Source organism: Paraglaciecola mesophila KMM 241 (assembly GCF_000315015.1).
Lineage (GTDB): Bacteria > Pseudomonadota > Gammaproteobacteria > Enterobacterales > Alteromonadaceae > Paraglaciecola > Paraglaciecola mesophila.
In genome coordinates, this window is sequence record NZ_BAEP01000078.1 from 1 (window position 1) to 21,820 (window position 21,820).

19 protein-coding genes are annotated in these 21,820 nt (G+C 45.5%); 5 read left to right on the plus strand and 14 right to left on the minus strand.

What is annotated here, in order from left to right; genetic code table 11:
- Positions 1-568: 568 nt before the first annotated feature.
- From GMES_RS20010 to GMES_RS20020, 3 genes are all read right to left on the minus strand, one after another.
- Complete coding sequence (locus GMES_RS20010; protein ID WP_006994636.1) at positions 569-1,480, minus strand: DUF1838 family protein; 912 nt, start codon at positions 1,478-1,480, stop codon at positions 569-571.
- Positions 1,481-1,548: 68 nt separating this feature from the next.
- The gene (locus GMES_RS20015; RefSeq protein ID WP_006994637.1) at positions 1,549-1,965 is read right to left on the minus strand and encodes a PaaI family thioesterase; all 417 of its coding nucleotides are present in this window, start codon (positions 1,963-1,965) and stop codon (positions 1,549-1,551) included.
- Positions 1,965-2,747 carry an enoyl-CoA hydratase/isomerase family protein gene (locus tag GMES_RS20020; RefSeq protein ID WP_006994638.1) on the minus strand — a complete coding sequence of 261 codons (783 nt, stop codon included), beginning with the start codon at positions 2,745-2,747 and terminating at the stop codon, positions 1,965-1,967. The genes GMES_RS20015 and GMES_RS20020 overlap by 1 nt, the downstream gene beginning before the upstream one ends.
- 121 nt (positions 2,748-2,868) lie before the next feature.
- Between GMES_RS20020 and GMES_RS20025 the strand changes: the two genes are divergently transcribed.
- The gene (locus tag GMES_RS20025; protein WP_006994639.1) at positions 2,869-3,765 is read left to right on the plus strand and encodes a VOC family protein; all 897 of its coding nucleotides are present in this window, start codon (positions 2,869-2,871) and stop codon (positions 3,763-3,765) included.
- Between the two features lie 131 nt (positions 3,766-3,896).
- Here GMES_RS20025 and GMES_RS20030 read toward each other — a convergent pair whose 3' ends face one another.
- From GMES_RS20030 to GMES_RS20040, 3 genes are all read right to left on the minus strand, one after another.
- Entirely contained in the window at positions 3,897-4,358 is a 462-nt protein-coding gene (locus GMES_RS20030) for a hypothetical protein (protein ID WP_006994640.1), read from the minus strand.
- 124 nt (positions 4,359-4,482) lie between these two features.
- Positions 4,483-5,316, minus strand: coding sequence for an alpha/beta fold hydrolase (locus GMES_RS20035; protein WP_006994641.1), 834 nt, complete (start codon positions 5,314-5,316; stop codon positions 4,483-4,485).
- A gap of 89 nt (positions 5,317-5,405) precedes the next feature.
- Positions 5,406-7,625 (minus strand): TonB-dependent receptor, encoded by a 2,220-nt coding sequence (locus tag GMES_RS20040; RefSeq protein WP_006994642.1) that lies wholly within the window; start codon positions 7,623-7,625, stop codon positions 5,406-5,408.
- A gap of 745 nt (positions 7,626-8,370) precedes the next feature.
- Between GMES_RS20040 and GMES_RS20045 the strand changes: the two genes are divergently transcribed.
- Positions 8,371-10,248, plus strand: a complete 1,878-nt coding sequence (locus GMES_RS20045) for a hypothetical protein (protein ID WP_006994644.1) — start codon at positions 8,371-8,373, stop codon at positions 10,246-10,248.
- Positions 10,249-10,297: 49 nt separating this feature from the next.
- Positions 10,298-10,885, plus strand: a complete 588-nt coding sequence (locus GMES_RS20050; RefSeq protein ID WP_006994645.1) for a PEP-CTERM sorting domain-containing protein — start codon at positions 10,298-10,300, stop codon at positions 10,883-10,885.
- Positions 10,886-11,038: 153 nt separating this feature from the next.
- On the opposite strand, the gene GMES_RS20055 is transcribed toward GMES_RS20050, so the two are convergent.
- The 4 genes from GMES_RS20055 to GMES_RS20070 form a co-directional block, all read right to left on the minus strand.
- A complete protein-coding gene (locus GMES_RS20055; protein ID WP_006994646.1) occupies positions 11,039-12,031 on the minus strand; it encodes an NADP-dependent oxidoreductase in 993 nt (330 codons plus the stop codon).
- Positions 12,032-12,071: 40 nt separating this feature from the next.
- Entirely contained in the window at positions 12,072-12,719 is a 648-nt protein-coding gene (locus GMES_RS20060) for a glutathione S-transferase family protein (protein WP_006994647.1), read from the minus strand.
- Positions 12,720-12,812: 93 nt separating this feature from the next.
- Entirely contained in the window at positions 12,813-13,379 is a 567-nt protein-coding gene (locus GMES_RS20065) for a carboxymuconolactone decarboxylase family protein (protein ID WP_006994648.1), read from the minus strand.
- Between the two features lie 32 nt (positions 13,380-13,411).
- Positions 13,412-14,344: a hydroxymethylglutaryl-CoA lyase gene (locus GMES_RS20070; RefSeq protein WP_006994649.1), complete on the minus strand. Its 933-nt coding sequence runs from the start codon at positions 14,342-14,344 to the stop codon at positions 13,412-13,414.
- Between the two features lie 349 nt (positions 14,345-14,693).
- Between GMES_RS20070 and GMES_RS20075 the strand changes: the two genes are divergently transcribed.
- Positions 14,694-15,893: a CaiB/BaiF CoA transferase family protein gene (locus GMES_RS20075; RefSeq protein ID WP_006994650.1), complete on the plus strand. Its 1,200-nt coding sequence runs from the start codon at positions 14,694-14,696 to the stop codon at positions 15,891-15,893.
- Positions 15,894-16,174: 281 nt separating this feature from the next.
- Here the strand turns inward: GMES_RS20075 and leuD are convergent, their stop codons facing one another.
- Genes leuD through GMES_RS20095 form a run of 4 tightly spaced genes read right to left on the minus strand, consistent with a single transcriptional unit; the run spans position 16,175 to position 20,759 of the window.
- The gene (gene leuD, locus GMES_RS20080) at positions 16,175-16,840 is read right to left on the minus strand and encodes a 3-isopropylmalate dehydratase small subunit (RefSeq protein ID WP_006994651.1); all 666 of its coding nucleotides are present in this window, start codon (positions 16,838-16,840) and stop codon (positions 16,175-16,177) included.
- Complete coding sequence (gene leuC, locus GMES_RS20085) at positions 16,840-18,243, minus strand: 3-isopropylmalate dehydratase large subunit (protein WP_006994652.1); 1,404 nt, start codon at positions 18,241-18,243, stop codon at positions 16,840-16,842. Before leuC ends, leuD begins: the two co-directional genes overlap by 1 nt.
- A 3-nt stretch (positions 18,244-18,246) precedes the next feature.
- Complete coding sequence (locus tag GMES_RS20090) at positions 18,247-19,167, minus strand: alpha/beta fold hydrolase (protein WP_006994653.1); 921 nt, start codon at positions 19,165-19,167, stop codon at positions 18,247-18,249.
- Between the two features lie 5 nt (positions 19,168-19,172).
- Entirely contained in the window at positions 19,173-20,759 is a 1,587-nt protein-coding gene (locus GMES_RS20095; RefSeq protein WP_006994654.1) for an FAD-binding oxidoreductase, read from the minus strand.
- Positions 20,760-20,981: 222 nt separating this feature from the next.
- On the opposite strand from GMES_RS20095, the gene GMES_RS20100 reads away from it, so the two are divergent.
- The gene (locus tag GMES_RS20100; protein ID WP_006994655.1) at positions 20,982-21,755 is read left to right on the plus strand and encodes a GntR family transcriptional regulator; all 774 of its coding nucleotides are present in this window, start codon (positions 20,982-20,984) and stop codon (positions 21,753-21,755) included.
- Positions 21,756-21,820: the final 65 nt, after the last annotated feature.

Genomic DNA, 21,820 nt, shown 5'->3' on the forward strand with positions numbered 1-21,820 from the left:
AAAGCGCGCATAAATCAATTTCGAACATTGCATATCATGCATATATTGTAGCCTACTCCCTTGCCTGAAAATTGACCTTGCGCTGGATTCTCTCCTTCCACGCTTAGTATTCAAGTAGAAATCCCTAATCGTTCAGATGAAAAGTACCTTGATGCTTGTTTAGGGTAGTTTCCCCTATAAGCAGGAGAGTTTTTTATAAGTATCTAAAGATGGATGTCCTGTTAAATTGTCTAAAGATGGATGTCCTGTTAAATTGATAAGTATCTAAAGATGGATGTCCTGTTAAATTGTGTAAGTATCTAAAGATGGGTGTACTGTTAAATTGTCTAAAGATGGGTGTCCTGTTAAATTTGTGAAGGTAGATATTGCCTTGACGACAGGGGAGCGTCCATATATGTCCTGTTAAATTTAGCGCCCCCTACCCGCATAAGCATTGAGTTAGCTGATGCCTGATAGTCTGCAGCTAAGCTAAAACGTGCTGCTCCCCAAGGTGAAAATCAATCAAAAAAAGGCTAGCCCTGAGGCTAACCTTTCTAAACTTCGTTACTACTTTTTAAATTACAGCTTATTATTGTGCTCGTTGGCGCTTAAACTTCTCACCTTTCACTACTTTTTTATAGCCCGTCCAACTGGTTTCATTTGGGCGGTCATCGTCTGTTGGCGGCGGTGTTTTGTATTTTGGCGCATGTTCGTTGATAAAGGTTTTCATTACGTTACCCATATCGTCAAAACTGTGTACTTTGCGACCAGCGGTGTGAATGTAGACAGAGCCCTCACGCCCACTCATCATCATAAAGGGCAGCCAATCTGAAATTCGTACCCAACCTACATGGACATCAGCTGTATCTTTTTCGCTGCTGGTTAAGCTTTCTAAGTCGCCTGAGAAGTTAAATAGCTCAGAGGCATGATACACACCGCCGACTTCTTTCTGATATTCGCCGCCTAGGTCATTGTGATAGAAAAGCGGCACTGGGAAGGTCATCCACCAATAGTCACCGCTGATGTCACCACCGAATTTTTGTTTCCAGGGCGGCGCTGTGCCATCTTCGTTACGTGGAAAACTAGGGGGCTGATTGACGGGATCATTTAGCACGTGATGCACATCAACCACTTCGTTGGTCCACGGGTTTTCCCATGTATCCAGTGGTTGGCCAGTATTCTTGTCTGTGTAGAGTAGAATTTCGCGCGTAACTAAGCGGTAAGCTTTGCCTTTTTTACCGCCATCAACCGTACCACAAGTGCGTACGTTCATACCTTCAACGTTAAAAATATGCTTGTCAACTTCACCTTGACGGCGGGAGAAAACCTTACCTTTCCACCAGTAAAAGACCGGCTTATCGTCAATGGTTGAACATTGTATTTTGCGCATCGCAGTATTTGCGCCCTCGGGGGTATTCAAATCAATTTTTGTGGCCGCAAATGCACTGCTAAAAGACGCACTTGCTAGCAGAAATAATGATGCCAGTTTGAGTTTTTTCATGTGTTCCGTTCTCTTATTTTTGACCTTACTTAGACTAGTTGAATGGGCTTTTAGCGCATTGAGAATTATCAATTTGCACCTATGATCTTCCACACCCCTGTGGCTTGTAAAATAATGTTTTTATTGGTAAATATTCGCCCCTCGGCAAATATCACACTGCGGGTTTTACGCACTACATTGCCTATACCATACAGTACGTCTCCTTGCTTGCCTGCTGCAATCAAATTGCTGTTGAGTGAGATGGTCGCAAAACGAATATCGTGACCTATTTCATCGCCAATACCACGGTAAATGGCATAATCCGCAAAGGCTAACGTCACGCCACCATGTACTACCCCTTCGGGATTAAGATGATGAGCTTCTACTTTTAGCGCTCGATGTACCACCCCATTAATGCTCTTTTCATAAAACGGGCCCATGTGAGCAGAAAACCCGTCCTGCTGAGTGCACTGGGTAAAGCTCTCGTCAAAATAAATGTCAGCCATTATCGAAACCTCGCAGGGCGTTTTTCGGTAAAGGCCGCTGCCCCTTCTTTGAAATCTTCACCGTGAAACGCATCATCAAATAACTGCTTTATCGCAGCTTTGTTATTCGAGGCTTGTGCGTTTGCTTCGCAAAGAAAGGCTAGTGATCGTTTGGTGCCGCTAATCGAGTAGCCGCTCACGCTCAATATCTGTGCTATTAAAGTGTCAGTGGCCGTATTGAGCACTTCACGCTCGACCACGTCGGTCACCAATGCCCAACTGGCAGCCGTGCTTGCATCAATTTTTTTGCCTAGGTACAGCAGCTCTTTGGCTCGCGGTAAGCCGACTAAATCCACTAAGCGCTGGGTATCCGCCAAACTGTATAACAACCCTAATTTAGAAGGGGTAATCGCAAAGCTTGCACTGTTAACGGCAATGCGAAAATCACAACACATGGCCAAGCCCATGCCGCCGCCCACGCACACACCATTGATTTGCGCAATCGTTGCAAAAGGTAACGCAGCAAGTTTTTGTTGGGCTACTTGCACTATTTCATTGCTAGCAGCAAATGCATCTGGGTTGCTCAACATGCTGTGTAATTCTTGTATGTCTGCACCGGCGCAGAACGCTTTGTCACCTTGTGCACTTAACACCAATACCCGAATCGAACGCTCTTGCGCTAACGTATCACAAGCATCCCCGATGGCCTGCCACATAGTCTGAGTTAACGCGTTGTATTTTTCTGCTCTGTTGAGGCTTAAATAAGCGACTTTTCCCTTTATATTCAAGGTGACTGTTGACATAAATCAATAAGCTCCGGCGTCAGTTAAGTGGATGGTTGCGTTGTGCGTTAGGTTACGCCAAATTATCATCTATTCAGTGCAATTTTAAATTGCCATTTAGCAATCTAACCGAGAAAACCCTATGAGCGAAGCCCTTTTAGGCCCAGTCGTTGGCGCTACGTTATTAGCGCCGCACCTTAAATTTGCCAGCCATTCGTATCAGTCTGGCATGGGTTATACCCTGATACGTGAAGAGGTAGTCACCCAAGCACTTTGCGATCTGTGGGGTGCCCCAAAACTGTTAAACAACCCCATACATATTTTAGCCGCCGCCAATGGTGATGCTTGGCTGCGCATTGTTGAAGATAGAACCTGCGCCGCAACGACGCCTCTTAAAACCCAAGGCTGGATGGCCCTAGAAGTGAACGTAGCTGATGTTGACGTGATACGCGCTGAAATCGATACCACTGTCTTTAAAGTCATCGGCGAGCCAGCGTATTTGCAAATAAGTGACGCCATAAAAGCAATGCAAGTCATTGGCCCCTGCGATGAGGTGAGTTACATCACCCAAATCGACAAACCCGTGCCGCCTTTCGAATTACCTATGACCAAAGCTCGCACTGGTAGCTTGTTTATCCCTGTGCTGTGTACCCAAAATCGTGATGTGAGTCTGGCCTTTTATGAAGCGCTAAACCAAGTAACAGGCATCAAATTTGATACCAAGGTCACTGTGTTAAAAAACGCATGGGGCATTGATATAGAACACCAATATCCGGTGGCGACACTGCAACTGGGTGGTAATTGCTTATTTGAAATTGACCAAGTGCCAGACGCTCAACCCAGTGTGCTGAACGCAGGGTCTTTACCCTCTGGTATCGCGATGATCACCTGCATGGTGGACGATATTGCATTTGCCGCTAAGCAATTAAATTTGCCAGTTTCCCAGATTCAAAATGCATACTATCCCTCGTCACAGGTTATGTTAGTCAAAGGACCATCGGGTGAGTTAATTGAACTCGTTGAGCGCCCAGCGGTTTAGTGGGCTTGAAGTTTAACTACCCGATACTAAATCTGCTTGCCTATAACTCCTGTTCGATATTAGATATTAAGCGCCAAATGAAGGAACAACTCCCCCATTTGGCGTTTCAGTTATCGCTTTTTGACTGGCAACTAAACGCTCGGCAAGACTAAATGCTCATCGCACAGCGTGCGCTTGAAACACACCCCTTCTTTAAACCAGTGCCAGGTTCTGGCTCGGTGTTTTTTGTCTGCGCCCATCACGATACTTTCGTAAAACCAAGCGCCGGGCTCATCTTTACGCTCAAGCTCAAGTAAAAATATATTCGGGCTAGCAACCCAGCCATAACCTTTGAAGGTGTCTGTGTCCCAGTAAATTTTGTTGTTTTGAATTATCCCGTCAAACGCGACGTTGAAAACGCGGCCGTCATCCCAGCTAAATTTATTGCGCTGTACATAAACAATGGGGCCAGTTTCTGGGAATACACATTCCACCTGACTTTGGTGAAAATCGAGAGTATTGCCTTGCGTATCAATGTGCCGGTAAGTCCCTTGCCAAACACCAGCGTGCTCTAGTACGGCTGGCATGAGCTGCTTTAATATTGATGTCATCATTTTGTCTCTTAGTGTTAACGCTAGATAGTGATTAGCGATGTATCGTTTAAATGTTCACGTTGTGATGTTTTGCTGTGTTGTATGAACAAAACTACCCAAACTGCCATTGCGCTGCACATGCTATTCAGCAAGTGCTAAGCATAGAAAGCTCAGCATCAAAGAATGCCAACCACTCAGCCGCGACTTGCTCAGGAAACGCATCTAAAAAGCCTGTCCCCCATTGAAAATAATCTTTGCGAAAACCGTTTTTCAAGTAAGCATCAACTCGTTCACTTTGAACTAGCATATCATCATTTAAATTCATCACGAATAAGCGATGAGGCAGAGTTTTAATATCTTCTATATATTGCGCTGCATGGTGAAAAGCAGCCATGTGCCCCCACTCATAGGCTTCGCCACCGCGCAGATTTTCTGCCATGGAATCAGCGCACATTTCTAAGGACATACCTGGGCCGCGGTAATGAATGACACGCTCCCACATAATGCGAAAACGTGTACCTTCTTCATCAAGGGGAATAGGCGCAAACATATCGCAAAATGTCTGTACTTCGCTTTCAAGAAATACTGGGGCGGCGATGTTAATGACCTTGTTCACCCACTGGGGTTGCAATTGGGCCGCACGTACCGACACCATGCAGCCGGTGTGATAACCGACAAAATCGACGTTAGTAATATTCAACTTGCTCAGCACTTGCCAAACCGCTTGGGCATAACAATCGATGCTCGCTTGAGATTCTTCAAAAGGTGGCGAGGACTCACCGTAACCCGGGTAATCGATCGCAATCCCGAGCCTATCCCGGGCGAGTAAAGGTAAAACATGCTGATATGAACGGCTGGACTTAGGCACCATATGCAAACAAACAATAGTCGGCTTTGCTGATGCTTCACCTGCCATGCGATAATGAAGTTGGCCGAACTCTCCGTCCATGAAGTGCCGCGTGACCTTAGTGTTATGCATTATGACTCCGCAACGCTAGTTCAATAGCTGTAAAAAAGCCCTTATACCAAGGGCTTACCGTGTTTTAGTTAACAAGGGCTAATAACGTATTAGAATCTATATTCAAAATCAGCACCCCAAGTAAGTGGGTCCGCTACGTATTGGGTGAAATCCCCCGCAGCAGCGGCACGTGAATATACTTCGTCACTTAGGTTTTTACCCCATAAGGCGACTGCCCATTTCTCACTGTCGGGCTCATAAGCAATGCGCGCATTGATGATGGTACCGACAGTTGTTAGAGCGTGGGCGGGTGCATTTGCTACCAAACTGTATGAATCATCTTCAAAGGAGAAATCAATACGGCTGGTCAGCAACCCTTCAGCAATTGGCATTCTGTGGGTAAACCCGATGGTACCTTTATAATCAGGGGCATTTTTAAGCTCTAATGCTTTGGCGCACTCAATGGATACCTCACCATTACAACCAGGGCTTGAACCGTTATTGGTTAAACCGCCCGCTTGAGCGAGCGTCAACTCTTTGTATTCACCGTCGATGGTGCCGAAGGTTACATTGACAGTAAGACTGTCAGTTACTTCAAACAGCGCCTCTAGTTCGATACCACTGATTTTGGTTTCATCCACATTAAAGCGGGTGAAGCCTAACCCAGGTACAGTTGAAGCGATTTGCAAGTTATCGTAATTGTTGTAGAAATAGGTTGCGTTTAAACGCAGGCGGTTATCCAACAAGTCACTACGCACACCAACTTCAAACGCATCTAGCTCTTCTTCATCAACCGGTAAAAAGCATGCCGTCTCAACACCGAAGCAATCCGGTGACCAACCACCACTCTTAAAGCCAGTTGAGTAAGACACATACCCCATCACATCTTTAGTGAACTGATTGTTAAGCGCTATGTTGTAAGTGGTATTGCTAAAATCAAGCTCTTCATTTCGATTACCGCCGCTAACAGGCATTAACGCATCGATCTCTTTGGTTTCGTCGGTGTAACGGATACCTGTGGTCAGGGTTAATGTTTCATTAAATTCGTAAGTGGTTTGCAAGAATGCAGCGTACGCTTCGGTTTCAACACCTAACTCGGAAGGGAAGACAAATATTGAATCCATTTGCACGTCTTCTGTGAAGTAATAAACACCAGTGACGAAGTTAAATGCCCCTTCGTAATTGGATGTTAAGGTGACCTCTTGGCTGAATTGGTCTTGGTCGGTCTGTTGGCTGTAAGGAAAGCCGATGCGACTTGATAAATCATCTTCCATCTGGCGATAACCAGTCAAAAAGCTAATGTCATACTCACCAATTTGACCTTGTACATTTAATGATAAACCACTGGTTTCCACTTCACTGCGATAATCATTGAAACACCCTAAGCTCAAAAATGCAGCTGGCGTAGCTGCTGAACAGGTCACTCCAGGCACGGGCTCGATGGTGAACAAATTGTTATCCGCATCATTGGCTAGTGCGACGGTATCTGGCACTGGATCAGAATCATCTTTGGTGTAATCAAAGGCGAGATTCATATTCCAGTCTTCGTTAAATTCATTATACAAGGCGATACGAAATGCCTTGGTGTCTTTCTCACCGGCTTCCGTTCCAGCTTGGTCGGCAAAGTCACCGTTTGGATTCACTGTGTGAAAGCCATCACGAGACTTACTTAGCACGGTAGCGCGAATAGCTGCGGTATCTGACAAACCAACGTTTCCGGTAAAGCGACCGTCTAAACGGCCATCACTGCCCACCGTGGCTTTCACTAAACCATAACTCTCGTTTAGCTCAGGGGCTTTACTGATCAGCTTAATTGCACCACCGTTAGAGTTACGTCCGTACAAGGTCCCTTGAGGGCCACGCAACACTTCCACCCGCTCTAAATCCACTAAGTCAAATAAAGCCCCCACTTGGCGACCAACGTATACGCCATCAACATATACGCCTACTGCAGGGTCGGCTGAAACACGAGATTCATCTTCCCCTACCCCACGCAAAAAGATACGTGCGCCGCTGGCAGTCCCGGTGTTAGTTGCCAGGCTGATATTAGGAATTTCGTATTGTAAGTCCAATACATTGGTGACTTGTTTAAGTTCTAAATCCGCAGCGCCAATAGAGGTGACCGCTACGGGGACTTCTTGAATCGACTGAGCACGTCTTTGAGCAGTAACCACGATTTTTTCCAGCCCATTACCTTTTGCAGCAGCGCTACTGGCTGAAACCGAATTTTCCTCTTCTGGGGCAACTTGAGCCAACGCAGGTGAAATCGACGTTACAAAAACAGCTGCAATTACAGTTGCAAGGTACCTTTTCTTTATAGACTTACTCATAGATGTCCCCTTTATATTATTTTAATGCGTCATGAGCCTAATGACATATTATTATAACAATGAGCAAAGTCAAGACGTAAAATGGTTAAAGAACAAACAGCGACGATAGATGTTAACCATCTGTTTTGTATGTATAAAATATATAGTTCGACATTACACCCTGTCATCAGAGGTAGATTAAATACACGTAAAGCCGTGTTTCTTGATAGAACAATTAAATGTACTCAGAACTTCTTTAAGAACTTTTCGCTGTAAAAATCACGATTGACGTAAAAATATACAATTAAATAATCTACTTTGCTTAGCGCTGTGCTGGCGTGTCATGAGGAGCGTTAAACATGAAACTTTGCAATCTTAATCGAATGGCAACCTTATGACTTTTAGTAATAAATTGGCGAATGGCACAGCGAAAAAGTGCTTTAAGGCATCGAGCGTCCATGCAATTCCCGGGCAAATAAACACACCAATAGAGAGGTTATTAACGGGATTAAGGTTTTTTTACTGTCAATTTACTTTACAAAAAAAATTTTTACCTATCGAGAATTAATACCTAAGCCTTTGATTCAGCTTGCAAATTTTTCATGGCTTGAATTGTGCTAAGTTGGAGTTGAGCTGTACGGTTCGGCAGACCATATCTTTGATGTTTTAGTTGTATGTTGTTTCAGTAGTTAGATGTTCTAGGACGCCGCCCTGAAAATTTAAATACTCACAATCAATACGATAAAATAATTAAGGATAATTAATTATGCGTTGCCTAAATATACTAAATCATCCCCCCCAACTAAAGACCTTGCTCGTACTGTGTGCTTGGTTACTCGGCGTTAGTGCGCTGCAAACAAACGCCCAACAAATTGACAACAAAGGAACAGAATTTATTTTGGCTTTTACGCCAAACTTCGATAGCTCGGGTGATGTTGAAATTCATCTAACCGGGGACACTGCTACTCAAGTTACCATAAACTACCCGATGAACAGTCCTACCTTTACGACCGTCGAAAATGTATTACCAGGTACTGTGACTGTTGTTTCGATCCCAATCACAGCAATCTCAAACGCGGAGCCGAACACTATTCAGGATAACGCTATCCACGCGGAAGCCACCGAAGAGTTTGTGGTTTATACAGTTAACAGAAGAGCGCAAAGTTCTGATGCTGCTTTGGGTTTGCCTGTCGATACGATGAATACACAATATATCGTTTCTACGTACAATCCGCGTTTTAGAGGTTCGCAGTTTGCCGTATACGCCTCTCAAAATAACACAATTGTTACCGTAACACCGAATAACGACATGGTTGGCCATGGTGCAAACACGCCTTTCGATGTAACACTTAATAGAGGCGAAGTTTATTACGGGCGTTCATCCACGACTTCTGGAGCTAATGGCTCACTCATGGGCACATTAATTGATGCTAGCAGACCTATTGGCCTTGTTAACGGCAACGGTTGCACTCACGTTCCAGATACTGCAACAGCATGCGACCACATATACGAAGTAGCGCAACCCGTTCAATCATGGGGTTTAACCGCCTCAGCTACAAACCTACCTAATCGCCCATCGGGCACTATTTACCGAATAGTGGCATCTGAAGACAATACGTCAGTTGAGATAAATGGCATATTTCAAGGTGCGATTAATCGCGGCGAGTTCATTGAAACGCCACTGCTCACTGGCAACCTGTCGTTTAGCGGCGATAACCCTATCTTCGTTACCCAATATATGCCGGGACAGAGTTCCCCTGGTGCAACACTAGGCGACCCTGCAATGGGTAATATGATCCCATCAGAGCAATACTTAACTGACTATACATTTTCGACTGTAGGTGATTCGCAATTTGTGCAAAATTTTGCCACCATCATTGCCGCCAATACTGATGTAGGTTCGCTCTTACTTGATGGGGTTCCGGTGCCCGCTGGCGACTTCACCCCCTTTGACGATATACCGTTTTCCTCTGCAGTGATTGAATTAACCCAAGGTACTCACACGACTTCGTCTCTTAATCCGCACGGCATTACAGTCGAGGGATACAATGGATTTGATTCGTATATTTATCCAGGTGGTGCCTTATTTGGCTTTATTAACTCTCAAGGTGACCCATTCCCACCAGTGTGCTCTGTGACCATGAATGGCGATATGGCCAGTGGCAGCGTGAGTGACAATACCAATGATGAAGATCTCAATAATAACGGCCAGTTAGATCCAGGCGAAGATGCCAACAATAACGGGGTGTTAGATGCCGATACTGGAGTATTTTTCGTCAATACATTGTCTTCAACCAACGTCAGTGTATCAGTAAGCCCATTTGCCGCAGGCGATGGCAGTGTCAACGTGAATGCATCAAGAATCGATGGCTCCCAGCCTGGTTCAGCGAGCATTGAAGGAATCGATGGAGCCGGTAATAGCTGCGCATTAGAGATCGTGTTTACAGATGATGAAGCCATGGCTTGTGATATAGACGGCGATATGAATGTAGACATGGATGATCTAATGATGATCCGTGCAGCCCGCAACATGACCGCTTTACCTGGGGATCTGCGCGACAATGATGCTAATGGCGTTATCAACATGTTGGACTTCAGACAATGCGCCGTTCAATGTTCGCAAAATCGTTGCGCTGTTCTGTAGGAATTGCTGCTTTAAAAATTAAAGAAGGTTAACTCAAGAGGAATGAAACATGTTAAATAAAATTAAGTACGCTTGCTATGCCCTAATTGCACTAGGTCTTATGGCACAATCTGCAAATGCCGCGTTAATCACTATGACGCCAAGTTCACAAACCATTGAGCTCGGTGATACCGCTAGCATTGATGTATCCATTTCTGATTTTGCGACTGATCAGTATTTAGGCGTGTATGATTTTGAGGTTGCTTTCAACGACTCTATTTTGTCGGTAAGCAATATCATTTTCGGTACTGAGCTAGGGTTTAGTTTTCAAAACGATTTCTCATTTGGTGCAGACCTACATGTCGTTCTCGAAGCCTCTCTAGAAGATGCGCAATACTTGATTGACAACCAAGCCAGTGAATTTCTACTGTTCACTATCGAGTTTACCGGCACAAACTATGGTAGCAGCTCGGTGGCCTTAGATTACGTGTTACTCGGCGATCAAGACGGCAATGAGATTACAGATGTTGACTTTAACAGTGCACGCATCACAGTTAATAACCCCAATGCAGTACCTGAGCCTAGCGCTTTGGGCATTTTATTCGCTGGATTTGCATTTATCGCAATGCGCAAGCGTGCTAACTACAAAGTTCGATAAGTTCTATTAGCACTATTAACATTAAAAAACGGGAGCTGAAATCAGCTCCCGTTTTAAATTTAGAGATAATGAAGCTAATGTGAGTGAATGGTTGTGTGTCTTTGCCTTACCCATTCACTCAATTTTTTGCTTTTAGCTTTGAGTGATAAACAGCTAAATCTTCACTACCGCTTTACCCATGTTTTCACCGCGCATAAGACGACAGAAGGCGTCTGGCGCAGCCTCTAAACCTTGTGCTACATCTTCGCGTACAATCAACTTCCCCTCTTTGATGTACTTAACACAGGCATCGACAAACTCATCGCGGCGTGGCTCAAAATCATATACCACAAGGCCATAAACAATGGCTCGCGCTTTGATCCACATCGCTGGCGGCGGTCCCATGCTGCGGGTAGTCTTGTTGTAGTCAGCCATGAGCCCGCATAAAATCACTCTGGCACCAACGGCGAGACGTTCAGACACTGTGTTAAGCATATCCCCGCCGACTAAATCAAAGAAAATGTCGACTCCGTTGGGACACAGCTTATCCAGTTGCTCCCCCAAGTCGCCTTTTTTACGGTTGATGCAGGCGTCATAACCTAGATTTTTCACCGCGTAATCGCACTTTTCATCAGTACCCGCGATACCAATCACGGTGCAGCCGTAAATTTTGGCTAACTGCCCGGCTACAGAACCCACGCCACCTATCGCGGCAGGAATAACCACCACATCGCCCGCTTTCGGTTGTGCTTGCCAAACCATTCCAGCGTAAGCCGTTAACCCCGGCATTCCAAGGGCTGACAAGGCATAAGAAGGGTTATCTATTTCTTTTTTGACTTTAAAAATAGTGTCACCGTCATGCACTGAATAATTTTGCCAACCGCCAAAACAGCGCACCACATCACCCACGTTGAAATTAGCATGGTTTGATTCAATCACTTTACTCACGGTTTCACCGCGCATAACATCGCCCGGGTTAACTGAGCCTGACATATGACGCCCGGCGATTTGACTGCGCATGTATGGGTCTAGCGACAAATACATGGTTTCGCACAGGACTTGGTTTTCGCCCGCCTGTGGCATATCGCCTTTTACTAAAGAGAAATGCTCTGGTAAGGGTTGTGATTCAGGGGTGGATGCGAGTTGCACCTGCATATTATCTTTCATCTTTGTTTATCCGATTTTGAAATTTTAATAAACAGCCGCATTACGACCGTTGACTTTGAAAGGCGGCAAAAGCACTAGCCATTTCGCTAATACCTTGTTTAACGTCCGCGTCACTGCATACCCAATCCCACCATTGATTTAAGTTATCCAATCCGTCGGTTATCTGATTCTTTGCATTTGCACCCACTGTGACATTGACCCACCAGAAGGTGGGTGCGAGTACAATATCCCCCATGGTCAACGCATGGCCTTTTAAACCAACATTTGCCTTAAGCCATTGGTCGAGTTTTTCTAATGTGACTCTCACTATGTCGTATTGGGCACTTTGATCGAAGGTAAATTCCGGCAGCATCATGGCTTTAAAATACGGCAATAGCGCAGGCGCTAAATGAGTATCGGTAAAACTGGCCATGACTCGGGATCTTGCTGCTTCCAAGGGCATATCAGGTCTAAGGGAGCGCTGCGGAAATGCATCCTCTAAGTACTCCATAATAGCGATGGATTCTGGCAAGTATTGTCCATCATCTAAAGCTAACAGAGGAATTTTACCCAGAGGATAAGCAGCTAAGAATTCCGGCGTTTTTAGCGCTAAATTTGGTGCCACTGGAGCAATATCTAACTGCTTTTTACGGATTAATATGCGCACTCGCGTGGCATACGGTGAATGGTCAAGATTGATTAACTGCATTTAATTCCCCCATTATTTTCACCGTGACACAACGGTAATTATTATTCGAGTGACCTAATTTCAAGAACTATGCTCGCGCTATTATTTATCGTGTTAAACAACGCTAGTAAATTTTGCGCTGGCCATCGCTGGAGCCGCTTCAATATCTGTTTTAAACGTGGCATTCCAGCGATTCAAAAAGCCGAACAATGAAATCACGCCAACTATTTCTACTATCTGCACTTCGCTAAAATGCGATTTAAGCCGTTCAAACTGTTCGTCGGTCACTGCATTTGGCACCAAAGCAGCATTGCGCGCAATATCGAGTGCTTCACGCTCCGCAGGGCTGAATAAATCACTGGTTTGGTATTCCCAAATGGCAGCGATTTTTTGTTCCGTAATGCCATGTTTCAATGCGCCATATTGAGTATGCGCCTGACAGTACTGACAACCGCTAGCACTGCTGGTCATTAAGCCAAGTAACTTTTTCAAGTCATTATCTAAAGCGCTTGGTTGGTAAATTGACTGTACTAACCCTAAAAACGCTTTAAGCATTTCAGGGTTGCGCGCCATGATCAAACCGTCATTAGGGGTAAAGCCCATGATGTCCTCACCTGCCGACATGATGGCGTTAATATCGCTGGGCACTTCGCTAATCGATAAGGCTGATAAACGTGACATAAGGCTAATCTCCAGTTTGGATTTTCTTGTGTTTAAAGCGCACGTTTAAAGCCCTTTGGAAGGCCTGCATCAGGAGTGAAACCGTAAAGTGGCTCGTTGGGTAAAGCGTTAGCCAATATTTTGCGGGCAGCGAAGAGTGCATCAAAATCGATACCGGTTTTCAGCCCCATGGCTTCTAGCATAAAGACTAAATCTTCGGTGACAATATTACCGCTAGCACCAGGCGCTGCCGGGCAACCACCAATGCCGCCCATGGATGAATCGACTGTGGTAATTCCCACTTCAACCGCCGCTAATGCATTTGCTAGCCCCTGCCCGCGCGTGTTGTGTAAATGAATTCCTGTGAGATTTTCTTTACCTACTGCCGCCCATACCTTTTTCACTAAGCGCTTTACTTGCGCTGGATTGGCGTAGCCTGTGGTGTCTGATAACCCAACTTCATCACATCCTGCTTCCATCAAAGCAACGGCTAACTCCACCACCTTATCTTCGCTCACAACCCCTTCGATGGTACAGCCAAATGCGGTAGACAGCCCCCCTTCAAATTTCGGGCGTTGATCTATCGGTAAGCTTTTCACCAGATCAGCAATACGTTGAACCTCTTCAAGCACTTGTTGATGGTTACGATTTACGTTACGCAAGCTATGAGTTTCGCTGACCGATAAAGGAATGCTCATTTTGGTCGGCCTTACCTCAATTGCATTTTGTGCACCGCGAAAATTGGGGACTAATACCGCAACAGACAGGCCAGCGATTTCCCGCGCATATTTGGCCACCTCAGCGGTATCCGCAAGTTGAGGAAGCACTTTCGCTGGTACAAACGAGCCGACTTCAATTTCAGGTACGCCAGCTGCCGCTAGCGCGTCAATCCAGGCAAGTTTGTCAGCCGTTGGCATAATAGTGCTAATACTTTGCAGGCCATCTCTTGGCCCCACTTCACTGATTTCGATATCAAACGTTGCCATATGTTTTCCAATTTTGAACCTTGAACTGATAAGGCTTAAAAGCACCAAGGTTGAATAATGAGATCCTACTTTCCTATGTAAGCTTCTTACGCTCTAACGCACCAAGGTAAGAAGCAAAGCAAAAAGTAGAACAAGCGAAATTAAAATACGTTGCTTAGATGCTCTTTTGCAATGGTTCTGCATCGCGTTGGTGCAGCGAAATTGACAAATGTTAATCTGCTACTTTTACATTCAAACTCTATTGTTATAATATTATATCATAGAGACAAAAAGTAGTCTTTTTTTTCAATGAAGTACGCCTTCTTGAAAAAGACATAGTGCGTTATCAATAAATCTGGGAATACTAACGATGACAAATTCAGTTATGCCAAATTCAAGACGATTGCCGCTATCGGGCATTAAAGTAGTTGAGTTTACGCACATGGTTATGGGGCCTACCGCAGGAGTTATTTTGGCCGACTTGGGTGCGCAAGTAATTAAAGTTGAGCCAATAGGCGGCGACAACACACGACGTTTGAAAGGCTCAGGTGCGGGGTATTTTTCCATGTACAACCGCAATAAACAGAGCGTGTGCTTGGACATAAAATCTGCCGAAGGAAAAGACGTCGCTCTATCATTACTCAAAGAAGCTGACATTTTACTTGAGAATTTTCGTCCCGGCGCAATGGACAAATTAGGCCTTGGCTATGAGCAACTAAAAACAATTAACCCACGCCTGATCTACTGTTCGCTTAAAGGCTTTTTAAGTGGCCCTTATGCCCATCGCACCGCGCTAGATGAAGTCACCCAGATGATGGGCGGCTTAGCGTACATGACAGGTCTGCCCGATAAACCCATGCGCGCGGGCTCATCAGTAATCGATATTACTGGCGGTATGTTTGGTGTCATTGGTATTTTAGCCGCCCTTGAAGAGCGCCATCATACCCATGAAGGTAAAAATGTGACTTGCTCATTGTACGAAACCACCGCGTTTATGGTCGGCCAACACATGGCACAACAGGCCGTAACAGGCGAAGCACCGCCCCCCATGTCAGTGCGCCGCTCGGCTTGGGCCATTTACGATACATTTCATTGTGCGAATAATGAACAGGTTTTTATTGGGGTGGTGAGCGATACCCAGTGGCGCATTTTTTGTGACGCGTTTGACTTAAAAGAGTTCGCACTGGATCAAACCCTTGCCCTGAACAACGGTCGTGTGGCACAACGTGAGCGTATTTTATCGGTAATAAATGCGGTGTTTGCCACACTCAGTAAAACTGAACTTATGGCGAAATTAGAAAAATCCGGATTGCCTTTCGCCCCTATTAATAAACCGTCAGATTTATTTGACGACCCTCACTTAAATGCGGGCGGATTGGTTGATGTCACCCTGCCAGATGGAGTTAAAACCAAACTGCCAGCGTTACCCCTGGAAATGAACAGTGAACGCATGCCTCTGCGGCACGACATTCCTACTGACAAAGGTAATTCAGTAGCTACTTTAAAAGACGCGGGTTTCAGTGATGAGGATATTAAGAAATTACTTGCCCTTGGTGTGGTGCGCGCTTAAGCGGTTATAGTGAGTCGCGTTTCATGCGCGACTTTAGCATCTAAATCCGATACTGAAGAACAAAACCTAAAGCCGCAGTGACTGAATATCGTAACCTGCGGTTATTACAACACCTGCTTTGCTAAAACAATGCATGCGAGTCGTTTGTCATAAAAGAGCACAGATAAGAACCCCCAAATAAAAGAACAACATTAAGGGCGTAAAAGTAACGTCACAAAAACAGAGCTATTTAGCTCTGTTTTTTGATGTGCTACTGAATAGAGTTACTCAGTAATCCTATATCAGGCCAGCCATGGATACTGTTGCTGGTAGGCCTGTTTGAAACTCGCTATGTTTGACTTTGATTTCAACGTTAATGCAATGCCATCTAACCCTTCGAGTAACATCGTCTGCTGGGCAGGTAAAATTGAAAAGCTAAAACGCAGCGTTTCATTTACTGAATCAGTTGCCTCAAGCTCTGTGCTTTGATGGTCTGTGTTAAACGCACTTACATAGCATTCAAGTAAGTTGATATTAACCTTGCAAGCTTGCGGGTCTTTATCAACATGGCTGGCTAGCGCGAGTACTTCATCATTGCTAAGTACCACAGGCAAAATGCCATTTCTGATGCAATTATGATAAAAAATTGAACCGAATCCTGGGGCTATGACCGCTTTGATCCCGAATTCTTTTAACGCCCACACCGCGTGCTCTCTTGACGAGCCACAACCGAAATTGTCCCCAGCGAGTAAAATACTGGTGTTTTTATATTGCGCTTGATTGAGTACAAAATCAGCGCTGGGCTCACGACCATTGGGTAAGGTGTAGCGCCAACCAGCAAACAAGCCCTCGCCTAAACCCTGCTTTGATACCAGCTTCATTTCCCGCGAGGGGATAATTGCATCGGTATCGATATTAATTTGTAGCATAGGGGCCGCTACGCCCTGATGAACCGTGAATTTATCCATTACAAATACTCTCTAACATCAGCAATACAACCTGCAATAGCAGAGGCTGCAACCGTCGCAGGGCTCGCAAGGTGCGAGCGGGTTTCGGGCCCTTGCCTGCTTTCAAAATTACGATTGGTGCTAGTCACAACCCGCTGGCGATAGCCAAAACTTTCACCACCCGCGAAGAAACACATGGAGCAACCCGCCTCGCGCCATTCAAAGCCAGCTTCTATAAATATTTTATCAAGTCCTTCTGCTTCCGCTTGGCGCTTAACGGTGGTTGAGCCAGGCACACAAATAGCGTTCACGTTATCCGCTACCTTCCGTCCTTTTAGAACCTTGGCCGCCAAGCGTAAGTCTGATATTCGGCTATTGGTACACGAACCAATAAATGCAGCGCCAATGGGCAAGCCTTTCAGCGCAGTGCCCGGTTGCAAGTCCATGTATTCGTATGCTCGATAAAAGGCTTTAAGTTGATTTTGAGTAGCTCCCGCTTGGGCGCTGGGCACAAGGGAATTCACTGAACAAGCATGCTGAGGGCTGTTGCCCCACGTAATCGTTGGGCTGATATCCGCACAATCAATCTCAATCGTTTTATCAAACTGTGCTTGCTCATCGCTGAACAACGACTGCCAGAACGCAACAGCCTGTTGCCATAAATCACCTTTGGGGGCGTATTCACGCCCTTTTAAGTAGGCAATCGCTTTTTCATCTGGGGCAACCAAACCGCTAAATGCTGAGAACTCTACGGCCATATTACACAGGGTTAAGCGACCTTCTATATCAAGGGCTTCAACCGCACTGCCGGCAAACTCAATCACATACCCTGCCCCGCCCGCAGCGCTGTATGCGCCAATCAAGTGCAAAATCATGTCTTTAGCACTGACCCCAAAACCCAACTCGCCATTAAAGTTAACCTTCATGGTTTTAGGCTTACTCACTCGCAGGGTTTTGGTTGCCAGCGCATGCTCTGCTTCACTTGAACCGATACCCCACGCGAGTGCGCCGAGCGCCCCTTGAGAGCAAGTATGGCTGTCAGGGCACACTAAGGTTGCGCCCGGTTGCACTATACCCAGCTCTGGCGATACCACGTGTACAATTCCTTGCTGCGGGTCGTTCACATCAAACAGCTTTATGTTGGCATCAATGCAGGCTTCACGCGTGGCCAGAATAAAGTTCTTACCACTGGGCACCTTGGTGTTATCGTCTCGTCCCACCACTGTGTCAACAATATGATCCATGGTGCAAAATACATGCTCTGGAGACACCACTTGTCGGTTATCAGCTTCTAAGCTTTTCAGAGCGATAGAGCCTGTGCGCTCATGTAAAAATACTCGGTCGATGTAGATTAAGGCCGCGCCATCATCTAACTCTTCTACCAAGTGATGTTGCCAAATTTTTTCAAATAACGTTCTGCCCATATGTTATTCACCCGATGTATTGCTAAGGCTAAGCATGGATTGCTTAAGCACACTAAATCGATCGTCTATGCCTGCTTGAGCAAAGCGCATTTGAATATTTTCTGGCAGCTCGACGTCATCTAGCCTGTCTACGTATTGTTTCAATAAACTGCTAGGCCAGCGCAAAATATGAGTAGGCACAGTAACTGGTTGTAGCTGCTCTGGGCGCTCGTTCATAAACGCCGCTCGATAGGCCAAATGATAATTTTCACCTGCAGTTAAATACCCCATTAGGGTGTCTTGAATAACCTGAGCAGGCATGTCTGCATGGCCAACACGGGCATTTTCTGAGGTATCAAACCACGGGAAGTAGTGAAATAACTGACTCGACATCTTCCAGACTAATGCCAAATGAGAGCCATCTTTTTGCGGGCGTATATCAGGGAAATACTGCTCTAAAATCGCGCTGCGTTCATCGTCTTTAAACCAAGCGGAATTTTCAAGCACCATGCCCTTTATGCTTGCGGGATGGGCTTTAGCATACTCGATGGCAATTTGTGCTCCCGTGGCAGAGCCATACAGCAGCGGCTGCTTCAGTCCTAACGTATTGATAAATTCGTTTAATGCCCGCACATAGGGCGCAAGGCCGACATGTGGCTCAGGGCTGTTATTTGGCTCAAGGCTGTTATTTAGCGCATCGCCTTCGCCGTCTTGTGTTTGCGGCAAGGGATCTGATTGGCCATAACCTGGGGTATCCAGTGCTATGACCTTAAACGAGTCCGATAAGGTGTTCATGATCGGCTGCATAATAGCTGACGACATAGGCGATGCATGCAGCAATACGACCACTGGCAAATGATCCTCCCCTTGACTGCGATAATGCAATTGCCAAGGGTTATCGGTGCCCAAAGTGACATAGTGTTTTAACACAGGTGAGTTATTCATAAACCTTATCCTAAGCCCAATGTTTCAGGGTTTACCCGCCCATCTGGGTCGACCATGGCTTTGATGCCTTGTATCAATTTATAAGTATCAGGCTGCAGGCCCTCTTTAAACTGATAGGTTTTGCCTATTTGTAAATGCACGCCCCCTAGTTCTTTAAAGAAAGTGCTTAACTCAGTACGAATTTGATGTACTTTTGCCCTGGCAGGTAAGTTCTCGTCATGCTTACCGACTTTAGCCAAATAATCTGGCTCAACACTTTTCTCGTGGATTTCTGTGTAGGCATCAGGCCAAAAGAATACTGGCTCTAGTACAAAGCAGTTATTCGCCACCACGGCAAACAAGTAGCCAACCCCAATATCAAACTTTTCAATGTCTGCGGCGTGGCTGGCAAAAATGGCCTCTACCCCATCATGTGCTTGTTTGATCTTAGAATGTGGAAAGAGACCATGCACAGGCACCCAGCGCTCACCTTCTGGTCCAAGCATATTATTGACTGGCCCAAAGGGGTTCGAACGAGTGATTTTTGGAATGCTATTTTCAATCTCATTCCCATTAAATTGCTTGGCAATCGCCCGTATATCATTCATGCGGGCATCAACGGCGGCGTCAATACGATCCTCAACGATGATTTGAACAGAGTAGCCTACATCTTTCATGTAGCCTCGCCCGGCCATCGCCAACTTAGCGCCGTCTTTAAGCGCCCCTAAAAGTGAACCCGATGACTTCATCACGCCAGCCAGTGCTTTTACGTCTTTGGCTAAGCTTTCTCGTTTTAAGCGAAGGGCTTGCAAAAAAGGGTCAAAGCCAAAACACTCCATGGCCAATCCTTGGCGCGAAATTTCGCTCATGGCAGCTATGCAGTCGTCCCCTTGTTTAAAGTCAAATGCTAAAAATCCTTTTGCAGGTAACTCAGGTATTAATCGAAAAGTTGCAGTGGCTTTAAACCCTAAGGCGCCGTTATCGCAAGTGAAAATACCGGTTAAGTCTGGGCCGTAATGACGAAAGAACGGACTGCCGTTGATTTGCGCCCCTGAGCCAGTAGTGACTAATGTGCCATCCGCTAACGCCACTTCGAGCCCAATAACCGAGTCAACCGCAGTGCCAAATTGACCTGAGCCCCAAAAAATAGAATTCTGTGATAATCCACCCCCTATCGTGGCTTTACTGCCTGACAATGTGCCCCAGTATGGCGTGCGTACCCCTTTCCCTTTTAGTGCTTCGTGTAATTTCTTCCAGGTACAGCCACTCTCAACCGTGACGTACATATCTTGAGTATTTATCTCAAGAACGCGGTTCATGCGACCAAGATCAACCATAACGCTTTGTGGCTTGGCGGGCACATAGCCTTTCGTGTATGACATACCGCCGCCACGGGGCACTACGTCCATCTCAAATTCCGTCGCTATTTTTAGCATTTCGCTTAATTCGTGTTTATCGCCCGGACTCACAACAACCGCAGCAGGTAAATCTTTGGTGAATACGTCTTGTGCGTACAAACTGGTGCTGTAATCATCGGTTAGCACGTTGTCTTTGCCTAAGATTGAAATCATGGCAGTTAACATATCTTGCTGAGGTTGCGTCTTGGTATTCAAAGCCTTCTCCTGACAATTTTTTAATCTATGTTAGGTTTATCTGCTGGTCGCCAGATAAACCTATTGTTCTATCATTAGGACATTACAGTATTAATTTTAAACTGACAACAAAACATTCACCTTCGCATTGACAAGAGACTAACCGGTAGATTTATGTTACCTTGTTATATTGATATATCATTTTCTTACACCGCCAAAATATTTATTGGAGATGGATAACCCATGTCATTCGATTCTCAATTCGCTTCGCTAAATCAAACCAAGTTAAATGAAGAGTCTCCTACACCCCTTTACTTCCAGCTTTACAGCTTACTTAAGCAAAACATCCTAAACGGTAGTTTAGAAGATGGCTCTCAGTTACCCACTGAATTGGGCTTGTCACAGGCGTTTAGCATTTCACGCATCACAGCTAAACGCGCCCTTGATGAACTTGCCGCTGAAGGCTTAGTAGCAAGACGCCGAGCCAAAGGCACCCATGTGACCCACAAATATCAGCCTAAGCCTGTGAAAGCACCATTAGTAGGCATGTTGCAAGAACTGGAATTTATGGGTCAACATTCAGAAGCCAGAGTGGTTGAACTCACAACTGCCCGCCCTCCAGCAGATATTGCAGAAGAGTTTGCACTGGTTGAAGGTGAAACCTTATTGAAAATGACCCGAGTACGAAGCCGTTTACATGAAGCCTTTGGCTATTACGTAAGCTGGAGCAAAGGGCTAAACAAATTTAATGAAAAAGCCAGCTTAGAGTCGACCACCCGGCTGGAAATCTTTCGTAAAAATGGCATTGAGCTTAAGCACGTGAAGCAGATTTTAAGTGCTTCTGCCGCTACCCCTGAAGTAGCAAAAGAGCTAGGAGTTGAGCCAGGCTTTCCACTTTTGAGTTTGACCCGTCGCTCTTATGATGAGAACGAAAACTTAGTGGATTATTTGTCGGCCTTATATCACCCAGACCGCTTTCAGTACCGAATGGATTTAACGCCAGAGTCAGCCACTTAGAATGATTCGTTATATTTGCTAGCAGAACCGCCCTCGCATAAATATTCTCCATAAAAAAACGCACT